Source organism: Brenneria uluponensis (assembly GCF_032395385.1).
GTDB classification, from domain to species: Bacteria; Pseudomonadota; Gammaproteobacteria; order Enterobacterales; family Enterobacteriaceae; genus Prodigiosinella; species Prodigiosinella aquatilis.
Genome location: NZ_CP135917.1, coordinates 5,044,882 through 5,064,024, shown reverse-complemented (window position 1 = coordinate 5,064,024; position 19,143 = coordinate 5,044,882). Strand labels below are relative to the sequence as shown.

The 19,143-nt window shown below is 49.1% G+C and carries 17 protein-coding genes and 1 pseudogene; 6 read left to right on the top strand and 12 right to left on the bottom strand.

From position 1 onward, the window contains the following. Positions 1–13: 13 nt before the first annotated feature. The 10 genes from arnF to RS889_RS23515 form a co-directional block, all read right to left on the bottom strand. Entirely contained in the window at positions 14–412 is a 399-nt protein-coding gene (gene arnF / locus RS889_RS23560; protein WP_021013707.1) for a 4-amino-4-deoxy-L-arabinose-phosphoundecaprenol flippase subunit ArnF, read from the bottom strand. Beyond that, the gene (gene arnE, locus RS889_RS23555; RefSeq protein ID WP_021013708.1) at positions 409–762 is read right to left on the bottom strand and encodes a 4-amino-4-deoxy-L-arabinose-phosphoundecaprenol flippase subunit ArnE; all 354 of its coding nucleotides are present in this window, start codon (positions 760–762) and stop codon (positions 409–411) included. The genes arnF and arnE overlap by 4 nt, the downstream gene beginning before the upstream one ends. Continuing rightward, the gene (arnT, locus tag RS889_RS23550; protein WP_021013709.1) at positions 744–2,393 is read right to left on the bottom strand and encodes a lipid IV(A) 4-amino-4-deoxy-L-arabinosyltransferase; all 1,650 of its coding nucleotides are present in this window, start codon (positions 2,391–2,393) and stop codon (positions 744–746) included. Before arnT ends, arnE begins: the two co-directional genes overlap by 19 nt. Beyond that, positions 2,393–3,295: a 4-deoxy-4-formamido-L-arabinose-phosphoundecaprenol deformylase gene (gene arnD, locus RS889_RS23545; protein WP_290181043.1), complete on the bottom strand. Its 903-nt coding sequence runs from the start codon at positions 3,293–3,295 to the stop codon at positions 2,393–2,395. The genes arnT and arnD overlap by 1 nt, the downstream gene beginning before the upstream one ends. After that, positions 3,292–5,274: a bifunctional UDP-4-amino-4-deoxy-L-arabinose formyltransferase/UDP-glucuronic acid oxidase ArnA gene (gene arnA / locus RS889_RS23540; RefSeq protein WP_315708883.1), complete on the bottom strand. Its 1,983-nt coding sequence runs from the start codon at positions 5,272–5,274 to the stop codon at positions 3,292–3,294. The genes arnD and arnA overlap by 4 nt, the downstream gene beginning before the upstream one ends. Further along, on the bottom strand, positions 5,271–6,254 hold the full coding sequence (gene arnC / locus RS889_RS23535) for an undecaprenyl-phosphate 4-deoxy-4-formamido-L-arabinose transferase (RefSeq protein ID WP_021013712.1): 984 nt from the start codon (positions 6,252–6,254) through the stop codon (positions 5,271–5,273). The genes arnA and arnC overlap by 4 nt, the downstream gene beginning before the upstream one ends. Next, entirely contained in the window at positions 6,241–7,395 is a 1,155-nt protein-coding gene (arnB, locus tag RS889_RS23530; RefSeq protein WP_315708882.1) for a UDP-4-amino-4-deoxy-L-arabinose aminotransferase, read from the bottom strand. The genes arnC and arnB overlap by 14 nt, the downstream gene beginning before the upstream one ends. Before the next feature lie 609 nt (positions 7,396–8,004). Beyond that, positions 8,005–8,676: a DUF799 domain-containing protein gene (locus RS889_RS23525; protein ID WP_315708881.1), complete on the bottom strand. Its 672-nt coding sequence runs from the start codon at positions 8,674–8,676 to the stop codon at positions 8,005–8,007. A gap of 12 nt (positions 8,677–8,688) precedes the next feature. After that, a complete protein-coding gene (locus RS889_RS23520) occupies positions 8,689–9,033 on the bottom strand; it encodes a DUF4810 domain-containing protein (RefSeq protein WP_315708880.1) in 345 nt (114 codons plus the stop codon). Positions 9,034–9,051: 18 nt separating this feature from the next. Beyond that, on the bottom strand, positions 9,052–9,723 hold the full coding sequence (locus RS889_RS23515) for a CsgG/HfaB family protein (RefSeq protein ID WP_021013716.1): 672 nt from the start codon (positions 9,721–9,723) through the stop codon (positions 9,052–9,054). Positions 9,724–10,442: 719 nt separating this feature from the next. Between RS889_RS23515 and aegA the strand changes: the two genes are divergently transcribed. The 3 genes and pseudogenes from aegA to RS889_RS23505 all read left to right on the top strand — a co-directional run bounded on the left by aegA (position 10,443) and on the right by RS889_RS23505 (position 13,822). Continuing rightward, positions 10,443–12,467 (top strand): formate-dependent uric acid utilization protein AegA, encoded by a 2,025-nt coding sequence (gene aegA, locus RS889_RS23510; protein ID WP_315708879.1) that lies wholly within the window; start codon positions 10,443–10,445, stop codon positions 12,465–12,467. Further along, a pseudogene (locus RS889_RS23925) lies at positions 12,443–12,687 on the top strand (4Fe-4S dicluster domain-containing protein); the annotation flags it as partial. The gene aegA and the pseudogene RS889_RS23925, both read left to right, overlap by 25 nt. A 409-nt stretch (positions 12,688–13,096) precedes the next feature. Continuing rightward, complete coding sequence (locus RS889_RS23505; RefSeq protein WP_315708878.1) at positions 13,097–13,822, top strand: 4'-phosphopantetheinyl transferase family protein; 726 nt, start codon at positions 13,097–13,099, stop codon at positions 13,820–13,822. 114 nt (positions 13,823–13,936) lie between these two features. Here RS889_RS23505 and RS889_RS23500 read toward each other — a convergent pair whose 3' ends face one another. Beyond that, a complete protein-coding gene (locus tag RS889_RS23500; protein ID WP_021013719.1) occupies positions 13,937–15,274 on the bottom strand; it encodes an NCS2 family permease in 1,338 nt (445 codons plus the stop codon). 222 nt (positions 15,275–15,496) lie between these two features. On the opposite strand from RS889_RS23500, the gene yieH reads away from it, so the two are divergent. The 3 genes from yieH to RS889_RS23485 all read left to right on the top strand — a co-directional run bounded on the left by yieH (position 15,497) and on the right by RS889_RS23485 (position 18,020). Further along, positions 15,497–16,165 (top strand): 6-phosphogluconate phosphatase, encoded by a 669-nt coding sequence (gene yieH, locus RS889_RS23495; RefSeq protein ID WP_315708877.1) that lies wholly within the window; start codon positions 15,497–15,499, stop codon positions 16,163–16,165. A gap of 60 nt (positions 16,166–16,225) precedes the next feature. Continuing rightward, positions 16,226–16,735 carry an Lrp/AsnC family transcriptional regulator gene (locus RS889_RS23490; protein WP_315708876.1) on the top strand — a complete coding sequence of 170 codons (510 nt, stop codon included), beginning with the start codon at positions 16,226–16,228 and terminating at the stop codon, positions 16,733–16,735. Between the two features lie 268 nt (positions 16,736–17,003). Beyond that, entirely contained in the window at positions 17,004–18,020 is a 1,017-nt protein-coding gene (locus RS889_RS23485) for a 1-aminocyclopropane-1-carboxylate deaminase (protein WP_315708875.1), read from the top strand. Between the two features lie 177 nt (positions 18,021–18,197). Here the strand turns inward: RS889_RS23485 and RS889_RS23480 are convergent, their stop codons facing one another. Further along, complete coding sequence (locus tag RS889_RS23480; RefSeq protein WP_315708874.1) at positions 18,198–19,127, bottom strand: LysR family transcriptional regulator; 930 nt, start codon at positions 19,125–19,127, stop codon at positions 18,198–18,200. Between the last annotated feature and the right edge of the window lie 16 nt (positions 19,128–19,143).

Sequence of the window (19,143 nt, the reverse complement as noted above, 5' to 3'; positions counted from 1 at the left end):
TAGGCCAACCGGCTTAACCTGCATGATGGTCCTGATTATCCGGTTTTCCGCACACCAGCCAGACGCCCACCAGAATCAATCCAATGGCTGCCAGTTTACCGGGGCTGAACCGGTCGGAGAAAACCGGCAGGATCACCGCCAATAGCCACACCAGAACATAACTCAGGCTTAATAACGGATAAACCCGGCTGAGCGGTAAAAAACGCAACGCATTAAACCAGCACAACATGGAAAGCGCATAAGCAACCAGACCAACGAACACCACGGAGACGGCAGGCAATGCCCTCCAAAGCGACATGACAAACAGCAGCGGTTCTGTCATCGGCGGCAGTTGCGACATACCCCATTTCATCAGCAATTGCGCTGTACTTACCAACAACACACTCAGCATCGCCCAGCTATAGCCTTTCATGCGTTGCCTCCCATCAGGACTATCCCGGCGACAATGAATACAATTCCCACTATTTGACGCCAACTAATGGCTTCACGCCACAGGACATGAGCCGCCAGAGCAACCAGAATGAAGTTCAAACTCAACATGGGATAAGCAATGCCAACCGGTACCCGTTGCAATACCACCAACCACAGCAGCATCGCCAGCCCCAGCAACAGGATACTGATCCCCATCCACAACAAAATATGTCGATGATGGGAACCCGTGTGTTGCCCACAGGCAGCCTGCTTCTGGCTAAGCTGACCGGCGCAACTCAGCAGGCTCACCACCACAATCAGTACATAGTCGATCACTGCTGACGATACCATAGCAATACCATCCGCCCTTGACGGTACGTGAAATCGGCTTTCGGCACACCCGAAACCGGATCATTCGCTGAGGAAAACTTCAGTATCAACGCCACATTACCGTCACGACGATGTGTCGCCAGCCAATCCGCAAAATGGCTTTGATCCACAAAACGGGATTTTGCGTCAGGATAAGACAACCCGTACTCCAGCTCACCCTGATTATTAAACATGGTGATATCGCTACGTTTGGTTTCCCAGGCAATCGCCGATGCTATACCGGTACTGTCCGACAGAATATAGCGGCTCTGGGCCAGCTGAGGCTGAACCTCCTGCACAAAAATCTGCGGATTTTTGGTTTCGGACACCCGCTGTGGAATAACCATACCGACTGTCAATGCCACACCCAACGGACACAACACCGCCCAATACCAGCGCTGCGCAGATCGACGCAACGTCAGTGCACCGACCACGCCCCAAAACAGGAATGCGCCAGCCGCCAACACCACCTTCATCAGCTCATCATGCTGATAAAGCGGACGATGTGAGAATCCCCACGGGGATAAAACCAGCACTACCACCAGCGCACAGACGACACCGAATAACAGGTTAATCCAGCCATTCACGGTCAGTATCCGATGTTGCACCAGAGTAGTAACCCGTCGTGCCATCAACATGGCCAACGGAGCAAAACAAGGCAGGATATAAGTGGGCAATTTACCCTTGGCGATGCTGAAAAACAGCAATGGCATCACAACCCAACCCAACAAATAAAAAGCGCCACTGTCCTGTCGTCGCGAACGCCAGCCATTCAGCAGTGACGAAGGCAATAACGCCATCCACGGCAGTGTACCGGCAAACAAGATCGGCAGGTAATACCAAAAAGGTGCCTTATGCTGGGCATTTTTCTCGGCAAAACGTTGAATATGCTCCACCCAAAAGAAATAGTGCCAGTAATCCGGCTCGTGTTTAGCTATCGCCAGCACCCAGGGCAAGGAAATGACCAGTGCACTGATGATCGCCAACGGCCCAAACAGCAGCACCTCTTTCCAGCGCCGTTGCTGAGTCACCCACGGCAACACCGCGATTACCGGCACCGCCAGCGCCAGAAATCCTTTGGTCATAAACCCCATGCCGCATACCACGCCCAGCAGCAGATAACCGTTTATCTTGCCGCTGCGGGTTGTCGCCTGCGCTGCCAGCCAGAAGCTGCACATGCCAGCGGTCAGCCACAGGGCAATCATCGGGTCCAGCACAGCGTAAGTGCCAATGCCGTAAACCAGCAGACTACTCAGATAAATTATCACCGCCAGAAAAGCGGTTCTACGTTGCTGCCACAGGCGTAGCGTCAGCCAATACACCAGCCCGGCGGTTAGCAGGATGGAAAACACCGAACCAAAACGTACCGCAAAATTGCTGTCGCCAAACAACCACTGACTCAGATTATTAATCCAGTAACCCGCCACGGGTTTTTCGAAATAGCGCAGGCCAAGAAAATGGGGCACCACCCAATTTCCGCTAGCCAGCATTTCACGACTGATCTCTGCATAGCGGGTTTCATCCGGTTGCCATAGAAAACGGCCATTAAGCGGAATCAGGTAATAGAGCGCCAACAATCCCAGCCACATGATGGCCTGTCCAGCCTGTTTCATCAGTATGCGTCTCCCACTGACTGCTGGCATCCCAACCATCCGTCACGTCCCGCAAGCGTACCACGGACAATACGGCCCAACGGCAACGTAGCAAGGTCGGCGGGCAATAACTCACTTAACGGGCAGAACTGAATGCCTTCTTGTTTAGCCATCGTCAACAACTCGTCAAACTTTCCGTTCATCAAAATACCTTCCACCTCAGCGTGAATGGTATAGACCGGTGTGCCTTCATCCTGCTTGATCCGATCAAGAATGTAGCGGTTAAAATCATCAGCATTGGTTTCCCGGCCGATGGCTTCATCCCAGGTAGGCAGCGTAACCGGAATCTGTACGGTACCGGTAGAACCATCATCCAGCAACGGCCGGAACGGCGCGGTGCCACGACAATCACTGTTGTAATGAAATGGGAACGCCTGTTTGGCTTCGACCACGTTCTGATCGGCCCGCCAGCCCGCCACCGCCGAACACATCACGGGTTGGTGGGTAATCTCAGACAGCGCGTCATACGCCAGTTGGATTTGCTGTTTCATTTTGGCCCGATCCCACACACCGGCCCAGGTTTGCCAGGCAAAATGATCCCAGGCGTGTAACCCAACCTCATGACGTTGCGTGGCGGCGCTGATTTGTCCGGCCAGGCCGCGACTAATCACTCGGCCGGGCCAGGCCGTACCGGCCAGCAGAATATCCCAGCCGTACAGGGATGCTGCGTGTGAACGCAGCATTTTCCACAGAAATACCGGTCGAATCAGACGCCATAAATGGCGGCCCATGTTATCGGGGCCCAAACTGAAGAAAAAGCTGGCCCTGACACCATGAGTCTCCAGTGACGTCAGCAGGCGAGGAACCCCCACCCGCGTCCCACGCCAGGTATCAACGTCAATCCTTAACCCCACTTTTCTCATTCAGCCGTTCCCGCCTGCTCAACCGTGTTGAGGAAGAAATCCAGCGTATCCGCCACCGTCAGTTCCATGTCGATGGTAGGCTCCCACTGCAACAGGCGTTTTGCGTTACGGATGGAGGGCTTACGATGCTCCACATCCTGATAGCCTTTACCGTAATAGCTGCTGCTTTCGACTTCACGGAAACCGGCAAACGGCGGAAACTGATTACGCAGCGGATGTGCTTCAAAGCACTTAAGCAACATTTCCGCCAATTGACGGATGCTGGCTTCATTGTCCGGGTTGCCAATATTGATGATCTGCCCATCACAAACCCCATCCCGGTTTTCAATGATACGGAACAGCGCTTCCACACCATCTTTGATATCGGTGAAGCAGCGTTTCTGTTTCCCGCCATCAACCAACTTAATGGGAGAACCTTCCACCAGATTCAGGATCAACTGCGTGATGGCGCGAGAACTTCCGATACGCGCCGCATTCAGATTATCCAGCCGCGGCCCCATCCAGTTGAACGGACGGAACAACGTAAAGCGCAGCGCTTCTTTTTCGCCATAAGCCCAGATAACACGGTCCAGCAACTGTTTAGATACCGAATAAATCCAACGCTGTTTATTGATAGGCCCGACAATCAGGTTGGAATTATCTTCATCAAACATCGGATCGGTACACATGCCATAGACTTCAGACGTGGACGGGAAAATAATGCGTTTTTTATATTTCACGCAGTCGCGGATGATTTTCAGGTTTTCTTCAAAATCCAGCTCAAAGACGCGCAGCGGGTTGCGGGTGTACTCGATAGGCGTGGCAATCGCCACCAGCGGCAGCACAACGTCGCATTTTTTAATGTGGTATTCAATCCACTCGGAATGAATACTGATGTCGCCTTCCACAAAATGGAAACGGGGATTATCCAGGAAGCGGGCGATCGCATCAGAGCTGATGTCCAACCCAAAGATTTCGTACCCATCTTCCTGCAACAGCCGCTCGGTAAGGTGGTTACCGATAAAACCATTAACCCCCAGAATCAACACCCGGGTACGGCGTTTCATACTAATTACGGGCGCATTATTGAGGATGGCACCGGTCACCAGACCCAGGCTTTCCGCCAACTGCGAACCCTGTAGGTAGATCCCGTTATCGCCCTGACCGGTAATCACTTCCAGCGCATCATTGCCACAGGCAATCACCAGCGGAGACGTACTCAGTACCGTCCCCGGATTGGCTGCCGGGAAATCAGCACGCACAGCGGCCTGCCAAATAATGAATTTCGTGGTACCCACATAACTGAATGCGCCCGGCCACGGCTCAGTTACGGCGCGTATCAGGTTATACGTAGTTTTCGCTGGCTGTTCCCATCGGATACGGCCATCTTCCGGCGTACGACGGCCAACCGTCGTCGCTTCATGCTCGTTTTGTGGCGTTTCACTGAAATGGCCGGAAGCGATGCCCGGTAAAGCCGCTGCCAGCAATTGTCCGGCGGCATCCCGCACTTTTCCATGCAAGCTCAACGCCGTATCTTTTTCGTCGATGGCGATACGTTGCTGAGCAACAATATTGCCCGCATCAGCCTGGGATACCATACGGTGTAACGTCACACCGGTTTCCGTTTCCCCATTCACCAGTACCCAGTTCAGCGGTGCCCGACCACGGTAACGCGGCAATAGTGAACCATGCAGGTTAAAAGCGCCCTGATGGGCACACTGCAAAATATCGTCACTGAGCAAATTACGATAATAGAACGAGAAAATAACATCCGGCGACATCGCTGCCACACGCTCAACCCACAACGGGTGATTAACATCATCCGGCGCAAAAACGGGAATGCCGAATTCCGCTGCCGTGCGAGCAACAGAACCGAAAAAGTGATTCTCAGTAGGGCTATCGGGATGGGTAAAAATAGCCTTGATGCTATAACCCGCCGCCACTAACGCGCGAATACCCACGCAGCCGATATCATGGTAAGCAAAAACAACTGTATTCATTCTTCATTATCCTGATGAGAAAGTTGGCGATCATTACTGACAATATGTTGAATAAAGTAGCGAGGGCGAGCGCGGACATCGTTATAAATGCGGCCGATATATTCCCCCAACAGGCCCATAGCGACAAACTGAGCACCGATGAATGTAAACAGCACGGCAAATAGCGTGAACACGCCCTCGGCAGCCCATACCGAACCAAAAAAAATACGAAGTACAATCAGGAGTAACGCCAGCGTAAAGCCGGAAATGGCAATCACACTACCCACCAGACTTAGCAAACGCAGTGGTGTGGTAGTGAGGCAAGTCACCAGGTCATACATCAGATTAATCAGCTTCATGAAGCTGTATTTGGAATCACCGAATTCTCGTTCGGCATGCTGAACGGTGATCTCGGTCGTTCGGCGGGCAAAAGTATTGGCCAGAATCGGAATGAAGGTGCTGCGCTCATGGCAATGCAGCATGGCATCAACAATATGGCGGCGATAGGCGCGCAGCATACAACCGTAATCGCTCATGGCCTTACCGGTGGTGCGCTGAATCAACTGGTTGATCAGCCGGGACGCCAATTTACGGAACATGCTGTCCTGACGGTTCTGGCGGATAGTCCCCACCACGTCGTAGCCTTCATTGGCCGTTTGCACCAACCGGGGGATCTCTTCCGGTGGATTTTGCAAATCGGCATCCAGCGTGATGATCAGGTCACCGCTAACATGGCTGAAACCCGCCATAATTGCCGAATGCTGACCATAGTTACGGTTCAGCACCACGGCAACAATATGACTATCGGTAGCCTGCGCCGCGGCAGTCATTAATTCGGTAGAATCATCACTGCTACCATCATCCACCAGCAAAATTTCATAATCGGTGCCCAGTAAATCGCAGGCCGCCGTGGTGCGCCGGATAAGCTCCGGCAGACTTTCCTGTTCATTGAAAACCGGAATAACCACGGACACTTTCTTTATTTTTTCAGCTCCTGCCATGTTTGTTCTCCGCTAATACTGTTAATGCTTCTATCACGCGGTCTACATCCGCGTCTGTCATATCCGGGAACAGTGGCAGTGAGCAAATGCGCGCTGAATTCCAGTCCGTATTAGGAAGATGAACATCAGGAAAACGTTCGCGATAATACTTTTGGGTATGTGCAGCACGGAAATGCAGACCCGTGCCAATATTGCGCGCTTTCAGTTCCTGCATTAGTGCATCGCGGCTAATGCCACAGCGTTCTTCATCCACCCGGATGATAAACAGATGCCAGGCATGCTGATGCGGCCATGTCGGTTGTGCCAATGGCTGGAATGGCAATGCGGCCAGTTTTTGCAAATAACGCTGTGCCAACGCTTCACGGCGAGCATTAAGTACCGGCAACTTATGCAGTTGAACCAGCGCAATGGCAGCATTGATATCCGGCAGATTGTATTTGAATCCCGGGGAAATCACTTCCGCCTGCGGTGCCCGCCCCTGAACCATTCGATCAAAGGCGTCCACGGCCAGACCATGAAATTTAAGGCTGCGAATGCGACTTGCCAGCTCATCGTCATCGGTTACCACCATTCCGCCTTCGGCACAGGTCATATTCTTGATGGCATGGAAAGAAAAAATCGCGGTACCATCATGACCAACATGCTGCCCACGATAGTAAGTGCCGCAAGCATGGGCCGCATCCTCAATCACCGGGATACCGTGACGACGCCCGATATCCCGAATAGCATCGATATCCGCCGGCGCACCGGCATAATGCACCGGTATAATGGCTTTGGTACGTGGCGTGATGGCGGCTTCAATAACTTCAGGTGTCACCATTAATGTATCCCGGTCAACATCCACCATCACTGGCTCAGCACCGAGAAGAACGATCATATTTAAGGTGGAAACCCAGGTGAGCGAAGGGGTAATCACTTCATCACCCGCAGAAATACCTAGCGCCATCAGGGTAACGTGCATTCCACCAGTAGCAGAACTGACGGCAATTGCATGTTTGGCCCCCGTCAGAGTGCAAAATTGTTGTTCAAGTTCCTGGTTTTTAGGGCCAGTGGTAATCCATCCGGATCGCAGAACCTGTTCAACTGCGGCGAGTTCCTCTTCACCTAACGAAGGACGGGAAAAAGGTAAAAAATCGGCCATTTCAGAAATTCACTCTTGAGTTTAATTAAAGGCTGGCAATACTTTTTTACGGTTTTATCGCGATAATGAAACCAGCCACGTTTATTACTGGTTAGCAAGTCAGAATAAATAAAGATATGACTCCTCAAGTACAACATCAGTTGATGGCAGAGTGATGACTTATCAATAAGATTCCGCACACAACTGTCATGGAGTGTGAGCATAACCTTAATTTCTTAGTTAAATATTAAGAACCCCCATATCTGCTATCGCTTTTCGCCTTAAAAGGGTAACAAGTTGTTTTTCAACAAATACGCAACAATCTCTCTGTAATAAAAAATTCAACAAAACGCAATCAGGATAATTGTTTAAATAGGTAAGAATTTTTACGTATTTACTTCAATTCATTTACCGAAATGGCCGCAATAGATGGTAACTCATTAATAATTAATACTAATTAAATGATAGTGAAAGTATTAAGAATTACAAATACCATCCACAAACCTGTCATTTCTCCATTGAGAAATGACAGCAAATACAGGAACAGCAGTGAAGTGATTCACGACGTAAAAAAACCGCCCATGTAAACATGCGCGGTTTGGATAAAAATAAAAGCACTATGACGATAACTTACCTGACATCTTTACTGGCATCTTTACCATACAAAGGGGAACGCGGCCCATAAAGAATATGCCCAGGGCCACCGGCAGTCAGCAGCCTGGCACTAGTGATGCCGGCAATATCATGGCCTTTGTCGGTTATTGTATTGGCTACTTGGTTAATAGCAGCTTGTACCAGTAACCCGATAATTCCGTTATTAGAATTTGACTGATCCTCGTTGGTGGAGGCGGTTGCTGTACCTTTCCATAACGCTTTACCCGTTCTTAAGTCAACAAGGCGAGCGTTGGCTGTCACCCGTGTTTCACTGTCAATCACCCGGTATTTAGATCCGTAATCGGTAATATCCAAATATAATGCTGCATCAGCACCAAAAATCTGATGAAGTCGGGAAACATTAACCGCCTGAATATCCTGTGCAGTCATTAATCCATTCTGTTTGAACGTTTCATCAACGACCGCAATCGGCAGCACATAATAGCCAGATTCCGCCAACGGATAGGTTACTTGCGTCAGGAAACTGGCACCGGCATTGATATCAGGAGAGTGATTGAGTGGAGGCAATACCAGAATAGACTTTGGTTTGCTCTGCTTAAATGCGGTGTAATCATAAGAAACAGGTTTTGCGCAACCTGTCAGCACCAAAACACCCGCAAGGCTGACTAATGCTAAAAAACGCTTCATTTACTTTTTCCCTTATTTTTTGCTCAACAGAAAATCCATAAAAGGTGCTGATTCTGGAAACTGCGTTTTTTCAGCTTCAAACTGCTGACGCGCATTTCCTGTATTGCCGGTTTTGGCATACAGCAGCCCCAGTTGGGCATGTAATCCTGGCGGAACAGGTTTATTCTTGGCTTTAGCAATGTCCAGCGACTTATTAAGCGACGCGATCTGTTCTTCAGGGCTAGCTTTATCTTGTTGATAATATTGATAAAGAGTAGACTGATAATTATCCCAGCTATATATTGTTTTAGGCGCAGAAGCACAACCTGCCAATGCCGATATCGTCAATAACAAAACTGTTTTCTTATTAAATAGCATTCCTGTTTTCCTATTCCATTAGTTTGCCGGGTGCCATGCACCGCTTTCAATACCAGCAACCAGATTGTTTACAGCTTCACGGATCGCCAAATCCAGAACTTTACCGTTTAACGTAGAGTCATAGCTTGCTGTGCCGCCAAAACCAATGATTTCACGGTTCGACAAGGTATATTCACCGGCGCCTTGTACGGAGTACACCACTTCCGACGTCTGAACGTTAACAACGTTCAACGTGGTTTTTGCATAGGCAATCTGTGATTTCCCTCGACCCAAAATGCCCCATAATTGATGGTCGCCCACTTCTTTACGGCCAAACTCGGTAACATCGCCGGTGATGACATAGTTTGCACCTTTCAAGGTCTGGGCTTGCCCTTTGATACCAGCTTCGGTTTTCAGCTCATCCATATTGGTGCGATCGAGCACATTAAAACGACCACTTTGCTGTAAGTGACTCACCAGAATGGTTTTCGATTGGTTCCCCAAACGGTCAACACCGTCAGAGAAAATGCCATTCATATAGTTAGAGCGATTCTCAAATTTACCCACGGAAATGGGACTACGTATTCCCTGATACGGGGTGTTGAAAGACGACACCTTCGGCACTTCAACGGTATGTGAAGATTCTGTCGCGCATCCGCTCAGTAACGTTACTGATATAAAAAAAGAATAAAGAAGGTTTTTTTTACTCATCACTAGTCCATTAATAAAATGCTGCTGTTTTATGTTTTGAAACAACGGTTTCCCCACTATCAGACATAACTGCCTGATAACCGCGGCTATTATGATTATTGTTAAGATAAGTAACCACTTATTTCATCATTAAAAATTACAGCACCACGAGAATGATGGGTTATCCCTCTTTTCTGCCCTTGAAACGGCCTCATTGGGTTAATTGCACGAACAGTTTTGGTTATTTTCCCCTCATATTACCTGTCCTATATCAAGATCGTTCGCATACAGAGCCGCTAGGATAAAAATCAATAAATGGAGGGATTGTTGTATTTTCTCCTGACGAGATCCGTGCCACCCCCTTCCAGAAATAACTTCTGGGTGACCAGACTAAAAATCAGAAATGACAGGCAGAGAGGTCGCAAAACAGAAGTAAGTACACACTTATATGCACCATACTATACCTAAGAGATGTCGAGTCGCAGGAAGACAGAAAGTGACGGGATCCCGATGAGCTTACTTTGATAAGTGATTCGGATGACCAAATCTGTCGAGGGCGGATTTGAACGCCGCTTACCGCAGCCTCAAAAGGGCGAGGTCCAATGATGGGCCGAGCCATTGAGCGCCATCAACGTCCCTGCAGCTTGAGAGATGACGGGTATTATATAGGGTGTGAAAACAGTCGTGTTCTTGTCACACCGCTCTGCTTCCTTGTAACGCTATCCATGTCAGGAGACGATATGAACAGGTTTGTTATCGCAAATGCGAAGGATTGTATTGGCTGTAGAGCCTGTGAAATTGCCTGTGTTATTTCACATAACAACAACCGCTACCCAAATAACGCCGACACATTTAAGCCACGCATCAAGGTATTTAACACGCCAGAACTCCGTTCTGCCGTAACCTGCCGTCATTGTGAGGATGCCCCTTGTGCCGCAGTCTGCCCTACCCAGGCGCTGGTGAAAAAAAATGATAGCATCCAGCTCATTCAGGACAAATGCATTGGCTGTAAAACCTGTGTACTGGCCTGTCCGTTTGGCGCCATGTCCATGGTGACAGATTCGCCCCAGGGAATCGAGCATGCCTATAAGTGCGATCTTTGCATTGACCGTCCAGAGGGACAGGCCTGTGTGGAAGCCTGTCCGACGAATGCCCTGCATCTGGTTAGTGAGAGCTCACTTGAGGCGCGACGTCGCGAGAAACAACGGGACATGGCACTACGTGCTGCGCCAGACGGGCAAAGGGCTACGTCAATACTGAACCAGACGACCTGTCATCCACTGGAGAAAAGAAAAGACTGGCCACGCCTTGACGCCCCAAAAAAACCGCTGAACGAAAGGGTATCCACGTTCAAAGAAATCTATTACGGCTTTACGCCCGACCAGACCAAAGATCAGGCCGGACGCTGCCTTGTCTGCGGCAAACACTCCATCTGCGAATGGACTTGCCCATTGCATAACCAGATTCCCACCCTGCTGCGGTTAGCAAAAGAGGGGCGAATTTTCGAAGCGGCAGAGCTTTCCCATAGCACCAGTAGTTTGCCGGAAATATGCGGTCGTGTTTGTCCACAGGATAGGTTATGTGAAGGTGCCTGCACGCTAGGCAAAGAGTATGGCGCCGTCACCGTAGGCAATATTGAACGATACATCACCGACACAGCGCTGAAGATGGGATGGAGACCTGACTTAACCCATGTCATCCCCACTGGAAAACGTGCGGCGATCGTTGGTGCCGGCCCTGCTGGGCTGGCGTGTGCCGATGTACTTATTCGTAATGGAGTGCAGGCGGTAGTGTTTGATCGCCACCCGGAAATTGGTGGCCTGCTAACATTCGGGATCCCTCCTTTCAAACTGGATAAAGACGTTCTGGTACAGCGCCGTGCCATTTTCAGTGAAATGGGCATCGAATTCCGCCTTAACACTGAAGTGGGAAAAGATATTTCCCTGGCGCAGCTACTGGAGGAATTCGACACGGTATTTCTGGGCGTCGGGACCTATCGCTCGATGACGGCTGGTCTGGAAAATGAAGATGCCCCTGGCGTGTATGACGCATTGCCCTTCCTGATTGCCAACACTAAACGGGTCATGGGATTGCCGGAACTGGAGCATGAACCCTACATTTCCATGGCGGGAAAACGCGTGCTGGTACTAGGGGGGGGTGATACGGCTATGGATTGCCTGCGCACCGCTATCCGACAAGGCGCTGAATCTGTTACCTGTGCCTATCGCCGCGATGAAGCCAATATGCCTGGCTCGAAGAAAGAAGTGAAAAACTCCCGCGAGGAAGGGGTGGAATTTATGTTCAATGTCCAGCCACAGAAAATCTGCCTGAATCAGCAAGGTGAGGTCTGCGGCATCAGTTTGATCCGCACTGAACTTGGCGAACCTGACGCCAGCGGACGGCGGCGTCCATGCCCAATAGCAGGTTCGGAGTTTATTCAGCCTACGGATGCTATCATCACAGCGTTTGGTTTTCAGGCTCACAGCATGCCCTGGCTGGAAGCCGCACAGATACAATTGAACAAACGGGGATATATCACCGCTCCCGCACAGGGACAATTCCCTTGCCAGACCAATCATCCCCGGGTTTTTGCGGGCGGTGATGTCGTACGCGGGGCCGATTTGGTGGTAACCGCCATTGCTGATGGGCGCAAAGCCGCCTTGGGAATGATTAAAACCATGGGATTAGACACAGCCGAGGCACAAGAGCCAGCGACATCACTGGCTTCCACGTTTAACTCATCACGAGAAGAGCACCTGCCGTAAATCATTTTGTCATTGCAGGCGCAGGGAAATGCATCGGTTGCCGAACGTGTGAAATCGCGTGTGCATTAGCTCATGTCAGTGGAACGCGAACGACACTGGACAAAACGCATTTTTTCCCGCGCCTGAAGATAATTAAAAATGCTAAGGTAAGCACATTGTGCTGTGCCATCAATGTGACAATGCGCCTTGTGCCAGTGTGTCCGACTTCAGCCCTCTAGTTGGTTACTTCACAGAACCTGCATCAGCAGATCGACAAAAAGCAGCAGCAATCAGCTCAGGATAACGCGGGAATACATTTGTTCTGAACAGCCAGTCCGCGGAACCAGGAAGGCTTTTGCGGACATAATGCCTGTCCCTTTGTCGAGTGCACTCATTTATTTATAAGTGCTACTGTTAGTGAATACCGCTGGCAAAAAGCCAGACGATTATTTCGTGTCGATAAAAAATAAAATTAGTTTCAATTAAAAATCTGTTTTGATGTATTCAAATCGGGAAAAGATAATTATCGCCGATTTATCCACCAATTTTTCTTTAGTTCATATTTTAGTCTGATAATATGAGTCTGTAGTGATTTATATATCACCGATTCAACCTAAAACGATTATGTTTCTTGTCATCATGGAGTGAATATGGCCTGTCATTTCGTCAGGTGGACCAGCACGGAGGCTTTGCCCGATCTACAGCGACTGTCGGATGATCTCATCTCATCAACACAAGGCTTTTCCGTGAAACGCCGAGAACGATATCTGAAAAGCAGAGCGCTTCTAGCAGAGATGATGTTCTATTTCTTTGGCTATCCCGTTCTCCCACCTATGATGGTCTCCCCCAACGGAAGACCTTGTTTTATTGATCCCCATCTTCCCGATTTCAGCTTCGGGTATGCTGGTAATACCATCGCTATCCTTCTGAGTGAAGAAGGTAAAGTCGGCATGGATGTTGAAATCGTCCATATATGGTCAAATCAGAAAATACAGACCCACGCAGAAAAAGCCTGGATTGATGCGCAGCTTGACCCGCTGGAAGCGGCCACTCAACTGTGCACCATCCGTCAATCGATCTTGAAAATTCCCGGTATCAACAAAGGAGAACCGGAGTCGCTAAAACTTCATCCGGCTTCAGGCCGACTGCGATCCAAACATGTTCCGGAGGTCGAAGTCATTAGTGATATTGATGATTATCTGGCGTGGGCCTGTGCACATACACCTACACTGAACCGGCTAGTTCTCTGGAACTACACTTCAGCTTGTGGCATGAGAAAATCCGGTGAAATCATACAGCAACAACGTCAATCCCGGCGCTATATGAAGCTGACCAGCCACTCGGCGGAAAAAGTAACTTCCTTATTTGCATTGTAGTAAACGTGGCTTTTCACCAACACAACAAAACGGAATTAATAAATTTGGACCGATTGGGTGAAATAATGAAGAGAAAGGAAACGCTCCGGGATATCCCCGGAGCGGGCCGCATGATTAATGAGCGTCGATAAAAATAATTTTTAACAGGAACAGTATGGCAACCACGATCACGCATGGGCTGATATCGCGCCAGCGGCCCGTTGCCAACTTCATCACACAGTAAGAGATAAAGCCTAATGCAATACCTTCGGTGATAGAAAAACTGAATGGCATCATTATCGCAGTAATAAACGCCGGTACCGCTTCAGTCAGATCGTCCCACTTCACTCGTGACAGGCTCGACGTCATTAACACACCGACATAAATCAACGCCCCCGCAGCCGCATAAGCAGGCACCATGCTGGCTAATGGTGAAAGGAACATGACCAGCAGGAACAACAAGCCGACAACAACGGCGGTCAGACCGGTACGCCCCCCCACAGATACACCGGAAGAGCTTTCAATATAGGCAGTGACAGAAGATGTACCGATAAAGGAACCGACAACGGAACTGATGCTGTCTACAAACAGAGCTTGCTTCATACGCGGGAACTTGCCGCGCGCATCAACCAGCCCCGCTTTGTCTGTCACACCAATCAATGTGCCGGAGGAGTCGAACAGGTTAATCAACATAAATGTGAAGATAACGCCCGACAACCCTAAATTCAGCGATCCGGCCAAATCAACCTGGCCCACCACATTCCCCACGCTCGGCGGCATGGAAAATACGCCGGCCATCTTCACATCACCCAGCAGCAGGCCAATAGTCGTGGTCACAACGATGGATATCAGCACTGCCGCGTGAATATTTCGGGAAGCCAACACCACAATGATGAAAAAACCCAACGCCCCCAGCAATACACTGTGAGACGTCAGTTGACCGACACTCACCAGTGTTTCCGGGTTCGGTACAATAATCCCGGCATTCTTCAGCCCCATCATGGCAATAAATAAACCGATACCACTGGCGATACCCAGCCGCAGACTCTGAGGAATATTGGCTATCATCCAGTAACGGATCTGTAAAATCGTCAGGATAAGGAAACCGATGGCGCCCCAGAAAACAGCCCCCATCGCTACCTGCCATGGCAACCCCATCGCCTTAACGACCACGAAGGCAAAAAAAGCATTCAACCCCATCGCGGGCGCCAATGCTACTGGCAGATTAGCCAGCAATCCCATGAAAATACTACCAAATGCGGCAATCAGACAGGTGGTAACGAACACCGCTCTGGTATCCATCCCGGCAATTCCGAGGATCTGTGGGTTAACAAATACGATGTAGACCATTGTCAGGAAGGTGGTGAATCCGGCAATAATTTCAGTACGTGCCGTTGTATCGTGCTGTTTTAATTTAAACACACGTTCCAACAGGCCTTGCCTCACAGCAAGGTCAGATTGAGGTTTATCCATTATTAATGACCTAAAGAAAGAAAAGATAATTATCAGGTATCCTATAACAAAATGTGAACCAGTTAACGCCGTTCACTGATTTTTTTTAATTCATAAGAAATTCATATGAATTATTTACTCCGCTCAACGCAACCGCGACTTAAAGTATGATGGAGATATCGCAATATTCTACTGCTGGGTTAAAGTGTCAGACATAATTCATCTCACCAATAAGGATGTTTCATGCTCTCGGTTGAATGTGTTTTGTTTGATTGTGATGGCACGCTGGTAGATAGCGAAGGGTTATGCTGTCAGGCCTATGTAAATATTTTTGTACCGTATGGTGTTCAGTTATCGCTGGATACCATGATTAAAACCTTTAAAGGTACAAACCTGAGCGACATCGTCTCCCGCGTCAGCCAGCAATATGATCTCCACGACGCTTCACCGAAAGATCTCGAACGTCACTATCGTCAGGAAGTGGCCCGATTATTCGAAGAATCCCTGCAACCCATCCCCGGCGTACGCGAATTACTGCAAACACTGGTAGTGCCAACTGCCGTGGTTTCCAATGGTCCGGTCAGTAAAATGCAACATTCACTGGGGTTAACCCAACTGCTGGATTTTTTCGGCACGCAGCTCTACAGCGGCTACGACATTGGTAAATGGAAACCCGATCCGGCGCTGCTTTATCACGCGGCAAAACAAATGAACGTTGCAATAGAACGTTGCGTTCTGGTGGAAGATTCTGTCGCTGGCACCCAAGCCGGGATTGCAGCGGGTATTCCCGTATTTTACTACTGTGCCGATCCGCACAATACCCCGATTCACCATCCACTGGTCACCATGTTTGATGACATGAATGAATTACCACAGCAGTGGCGTGAAAGAGGCTGGAATATTGTTGAGTGACCTGATGACGATGCAACACTTGTGTCGACCCATCACCTGCGTTAGTGAGAAAACCATATAATGAAAGCCAAATCCCCGAACGTTACACCTCCAGCAGAAGAGCGGAAATCTTACGAACTGGATCGCTTTGATACCGCTATTCTCCGACTGTTGCAGGCAGACTCTTCCATATCAAATGTCGCGTTGGCAGAAAAGGTCAACCTTAGTCCGCCAGCCTGTCTAAGACGCGTTGAGCGGCTTAAACAGATTGGCTTGATAAAGCATTTCGTCGCCTTGCTCAACCCACAAGCACTCAACGCTGGTCTGGTAGTATTGATCGGTGTCGTGCTGGATCGTTCAACACCTAGTTCATTTGAGGATTTTGAAACCGCCGTACAGAAGATCAGCGGTTGCATGGAGTGTCATGTGGTTACGGGTGAATTTGATTATATTTTGATGATCAGGACCAAAGACAATCAAAGCTTTAATCGCCTTCATGCTGAACAATTGCTTTTCCTGCCCGGTGTCCGCCAGATCCGCTCCTTTATCGGGCTCAGAGAGGTGCTTTCCACAACACAATTGACATTCTGAAGCGGAAAATACAGGGAAGGTTCTCGTCCGGAGGTCGCCGCCATAGCTAATGACTCAGAGTGTAATTTTATTTCGTTTTTTTGTTTTTATTGAAATAACCTCAATTATTTTTTCTTTTTACTGCAATTTAAATAAAAAATATAAAGGTATTTAGCAATTTAAATTCAATTCATTACCGGTAATATTATCGGCATGGGATGACGGTATTTTCCAGTGAAATATTGACAACCTGCGACCACTTTCATTCATTATTTACCGGAGCATGATTATGAATCTGGAGAAATTTCCACGTTATCCATTAACTTTTGGGCCATCCCCTATTACCTCAATGAAAAGGCTCAGCGAATATTTAGGTGGGGATGTAGAAATATATGCCAAACGTGAAGATTGTAATAGTGGTCTGGCATTTGGCGGGAATAAAACGCGCAAACTGGAATATCTTATTCCTGAAGCATTAGAACAAGGTTGTGATACGTTGGTTTCTATCGGCGGTATTCAATCGAATCAGACGCGACAAGTCGCGGCGGTTGCCGCTCATTTGGGAATGAAATGTATATTAGTGCAAGAAAACTGGGTTAATTATACCGACGCTGTTTATGACCGCGTGGGTAATATTGAATTATCGCGCATCATGGGCGCCGATGTTCGTCTGGACGCCGCCGGTTTTGATATTGGCATCCGGAAAAGCTGGAAAAACGCCATGGAAGAAGCGGCACAAAATGGGGGTAAACCGTTCCCCATTCCGGCTGGATGTTCTGAACATCCTTACGGTGGTTTGGGCTTCGTGGGTTTTGCGGAAGAAGTCCGCCAGCAGGAAAAAGCACTAGGCTTCAAATTTGACTACATTGTTGTGTGCTCAGTCACCGGCAGTACCCAGGCTGGGATGGTGGTTGGGTTTGCCGCTGATGGCCGTTCACGCAACGTTATTGGAATTGATGCGTCGGCAAAACCAGAAAAGACCAGAAAACAAATTCTGAGAATTGCGCAGAATACGGCGAGTCTGGTTGAATTGGGTCGCGAAATTACCGAAGAGGATATTGTGCTTGATACCCGCTATGGTGGGCCTGAATATGGCCTGCCCAATGAGGGAACGCTGGAAGCCATACGTTTATGCGCTCGCATGGAAGGTGTAATGACCGACCCGGTGTATGAAGGCAAATCCATGCAGGGCATGATTGATATGATCCGTAATGGGGAGTTCCCGACAGGATCGAAAGTGCTCTATGCACATCTGGGAGGAGCCCCCGCCCTGAGCGCTTATAGCTATATCTTCCGTAATGGCTGATACCCAGCCATCCTTTTGAAATCTATCGGATACAAAACGTATCGGGCAGCGAATGGGTGTCTACCCATTCGCTGCCCGATAGCGGAAAGTACAGCATCAGATTTCGCGAACATTGCGCCATATCTCCTTCTAAATCTCACAACGCCAGTAAACGATATTTATGTCAACGCTGCACCATCAGTGTTGAAAGTGATAATCCTGTCGAAACAACGCATCCTGACTCACCAGCTCCTGGTGTAAAAAATCAAAAAAATGGTTGAGCACTCCCGTTGCCGGCTTGTTGACCTCAGCCTGGATTTGCAAGGTTCGTTGACCCAGTGGTTCCATATTGACCGACTTCACCTGTAAACCATCACGCCGGGCGCTATATAACACCGAGAAATGGCTGCATATGGCGATAGCCTGTGGTGTATTGAGCAAAAAAGCATACAGGGTTGAAAAGTGATTGCAGGTAAACACCGGATCAATGAAAACACCACTCATGCGACAGGAAAGATCAAACAGTTGTCGGACCGTCGCCGTCTGATCGGGTAGTACGACCGGGAAAGCATTCAGATCGGCCATTTGAAAATCACGGGAAGCCAGCGGATGATCCGCCTTCATAACTGCCATAAACGGAGCAGAAAATGAAGCGATGACCTTAACACCATGCTCCGGCGCCAGACTAAACTTCAACGCCACATCACACTCCCCATTGCGAACCAGATCAGGAACCTGCCTGGCGTTGCCTACCGTCAGCACAAAATTGACCTTGGTATACTGTTGTCGGAATTTCGCCATCATTGTCGGCAGAAGGTTGAAGGCTATTCCGTCAGTACAAACAACGCGAATGGTCGTCTGACGGGACGACTTCAGTCCCTCAATTTCAGCAATGGCCAGCTCCATGTCCGCAACGCTGCGGCGTACATGATTCTCCAGGATATGTCCGGCATCGTTGAGAACCATGCCCCGGGCATGCCGTTCGAATAAGGGAGCCCCTATGCGAGCTTCCAACCGCTGGATTTGCCTGCTGATAGCTGAAATAGCGACAAACAACTGCTGGCTGGCGGCACTCAGCGAACCGGTACTCGCCACGGCCATAAAATAACGAATTTCATTGCTATGCATTAGCGCCTCCGCCGGT

Coding starts and splice junctions, on each gene's coding strand:
- arnF (WP_021013707.1), bottom strand. CDS start 412: ATGAAAGGCTATAGCTGGGCGATGCTGAGTGTGTTGTTGGTAAGTACA.
- RS889_RS23505 (WP_315708878.1), top strand. CDS start 13,097: ATGGCCTGTCATTTCGTCAGGTGGACCAGCACGGAGGCTTTGCCCGAT.
- RS889_RS23500 (WP_021013719.1), bottom strand. CDS start 15,274: ATGGATAAACCTCAATCTGACCTTGCTGTGAGGCAAGGCCTGTTGGAA.
- arnC (WP_021013712.1), bottom strand. CDS start 6,254: ATGGCAGGAGCTGAAAAAATAAAGAAAGTGTCCGTGGTTATTCCGGTT.
- aegA (WP_315708879.1), top strand. CDS start 10,443: ATGAACAGGTTTGTTATCGCAAATGCGAAGGATTGTATTGGCTGTAGA.
- RS889_RS23525 (WP_315708881.1), bottom strand. CDS start 8,676: ATGAAGCGTTTTTTAGCATTAGTCAGCCTTGCGGGTGTTTTGGTGCTG.
- arnA (WP_315708883.1), bottom strand. CDS start 5,274: ATGAATACAGTTGTTTTTGCTTACCATGATATCGGCTGCGTGGGTATT.
- yieH (WP_315708877.1), top strand. CDS start 15,497: ATGCTCTCGGTTGAATGTGTTTTGTTTGATTGTGATGGCACGCTGGTA.
- arnB (WP_315708882.1), bottom strand. CDS start 7,395: ATGGCCGATTTTTTACCTTTTTCCCGTCCTTCGTTAGGTGAAGAGGAA.
- RS889_RS23515 (WP_021013716.1), bottom strand. CDS start 9,723: ATGAGTAAAAAAAACCTTCTTTATTCTTTTTTTATATCAGTAACGTTA.
- RS889_RS23490 (WP_315708876.1), top strand. CDS start 16,226: ATGAAAGCCAAATCCCCGAACGTTACACCTCCAGCAGAAGAGCGGAAA.
- RS889_RS23480 (WP_315708874.1), bottom strand. CDS start 19,127: ATGCATAGCAATGAAATTCGTTATTTTATGGCCGTGGCGAGTACCGGT.
- RS889_RS23485 (WP_315708875.1), top strand. CDS start 17,004: ATGAATCTGGAGAAATTTCCACGTTATCCATTAACTTTTGGGCCATCC.
- RS889_RS23520 (WP_315708880.1), bottom strand. CDS start 9,033: ATGCTATTTAATAAGAAAACAGTTTTGTTATTGACGATATCGGCATTG.
- arnT (WP_021013709.1), bottom strand. CDS start 2,393: ATGAAACAGGCTGGACAGGCCATCATGTGGCTGGGATTGTTGGCGCTC.
- arnE (WP_021013708.1), bottom strand. CDS start 762: ATGGTATCGTCAGCAGTGATCGACTATGTACTGATTGTGGTGGTGAGC.
- arnD (WP_290181043.1), bottom strand. CDS start 3,295: ATGAGAAAAGTGGGGTTAAGGATTGACGTTGATACCTGGCGTGGGACG.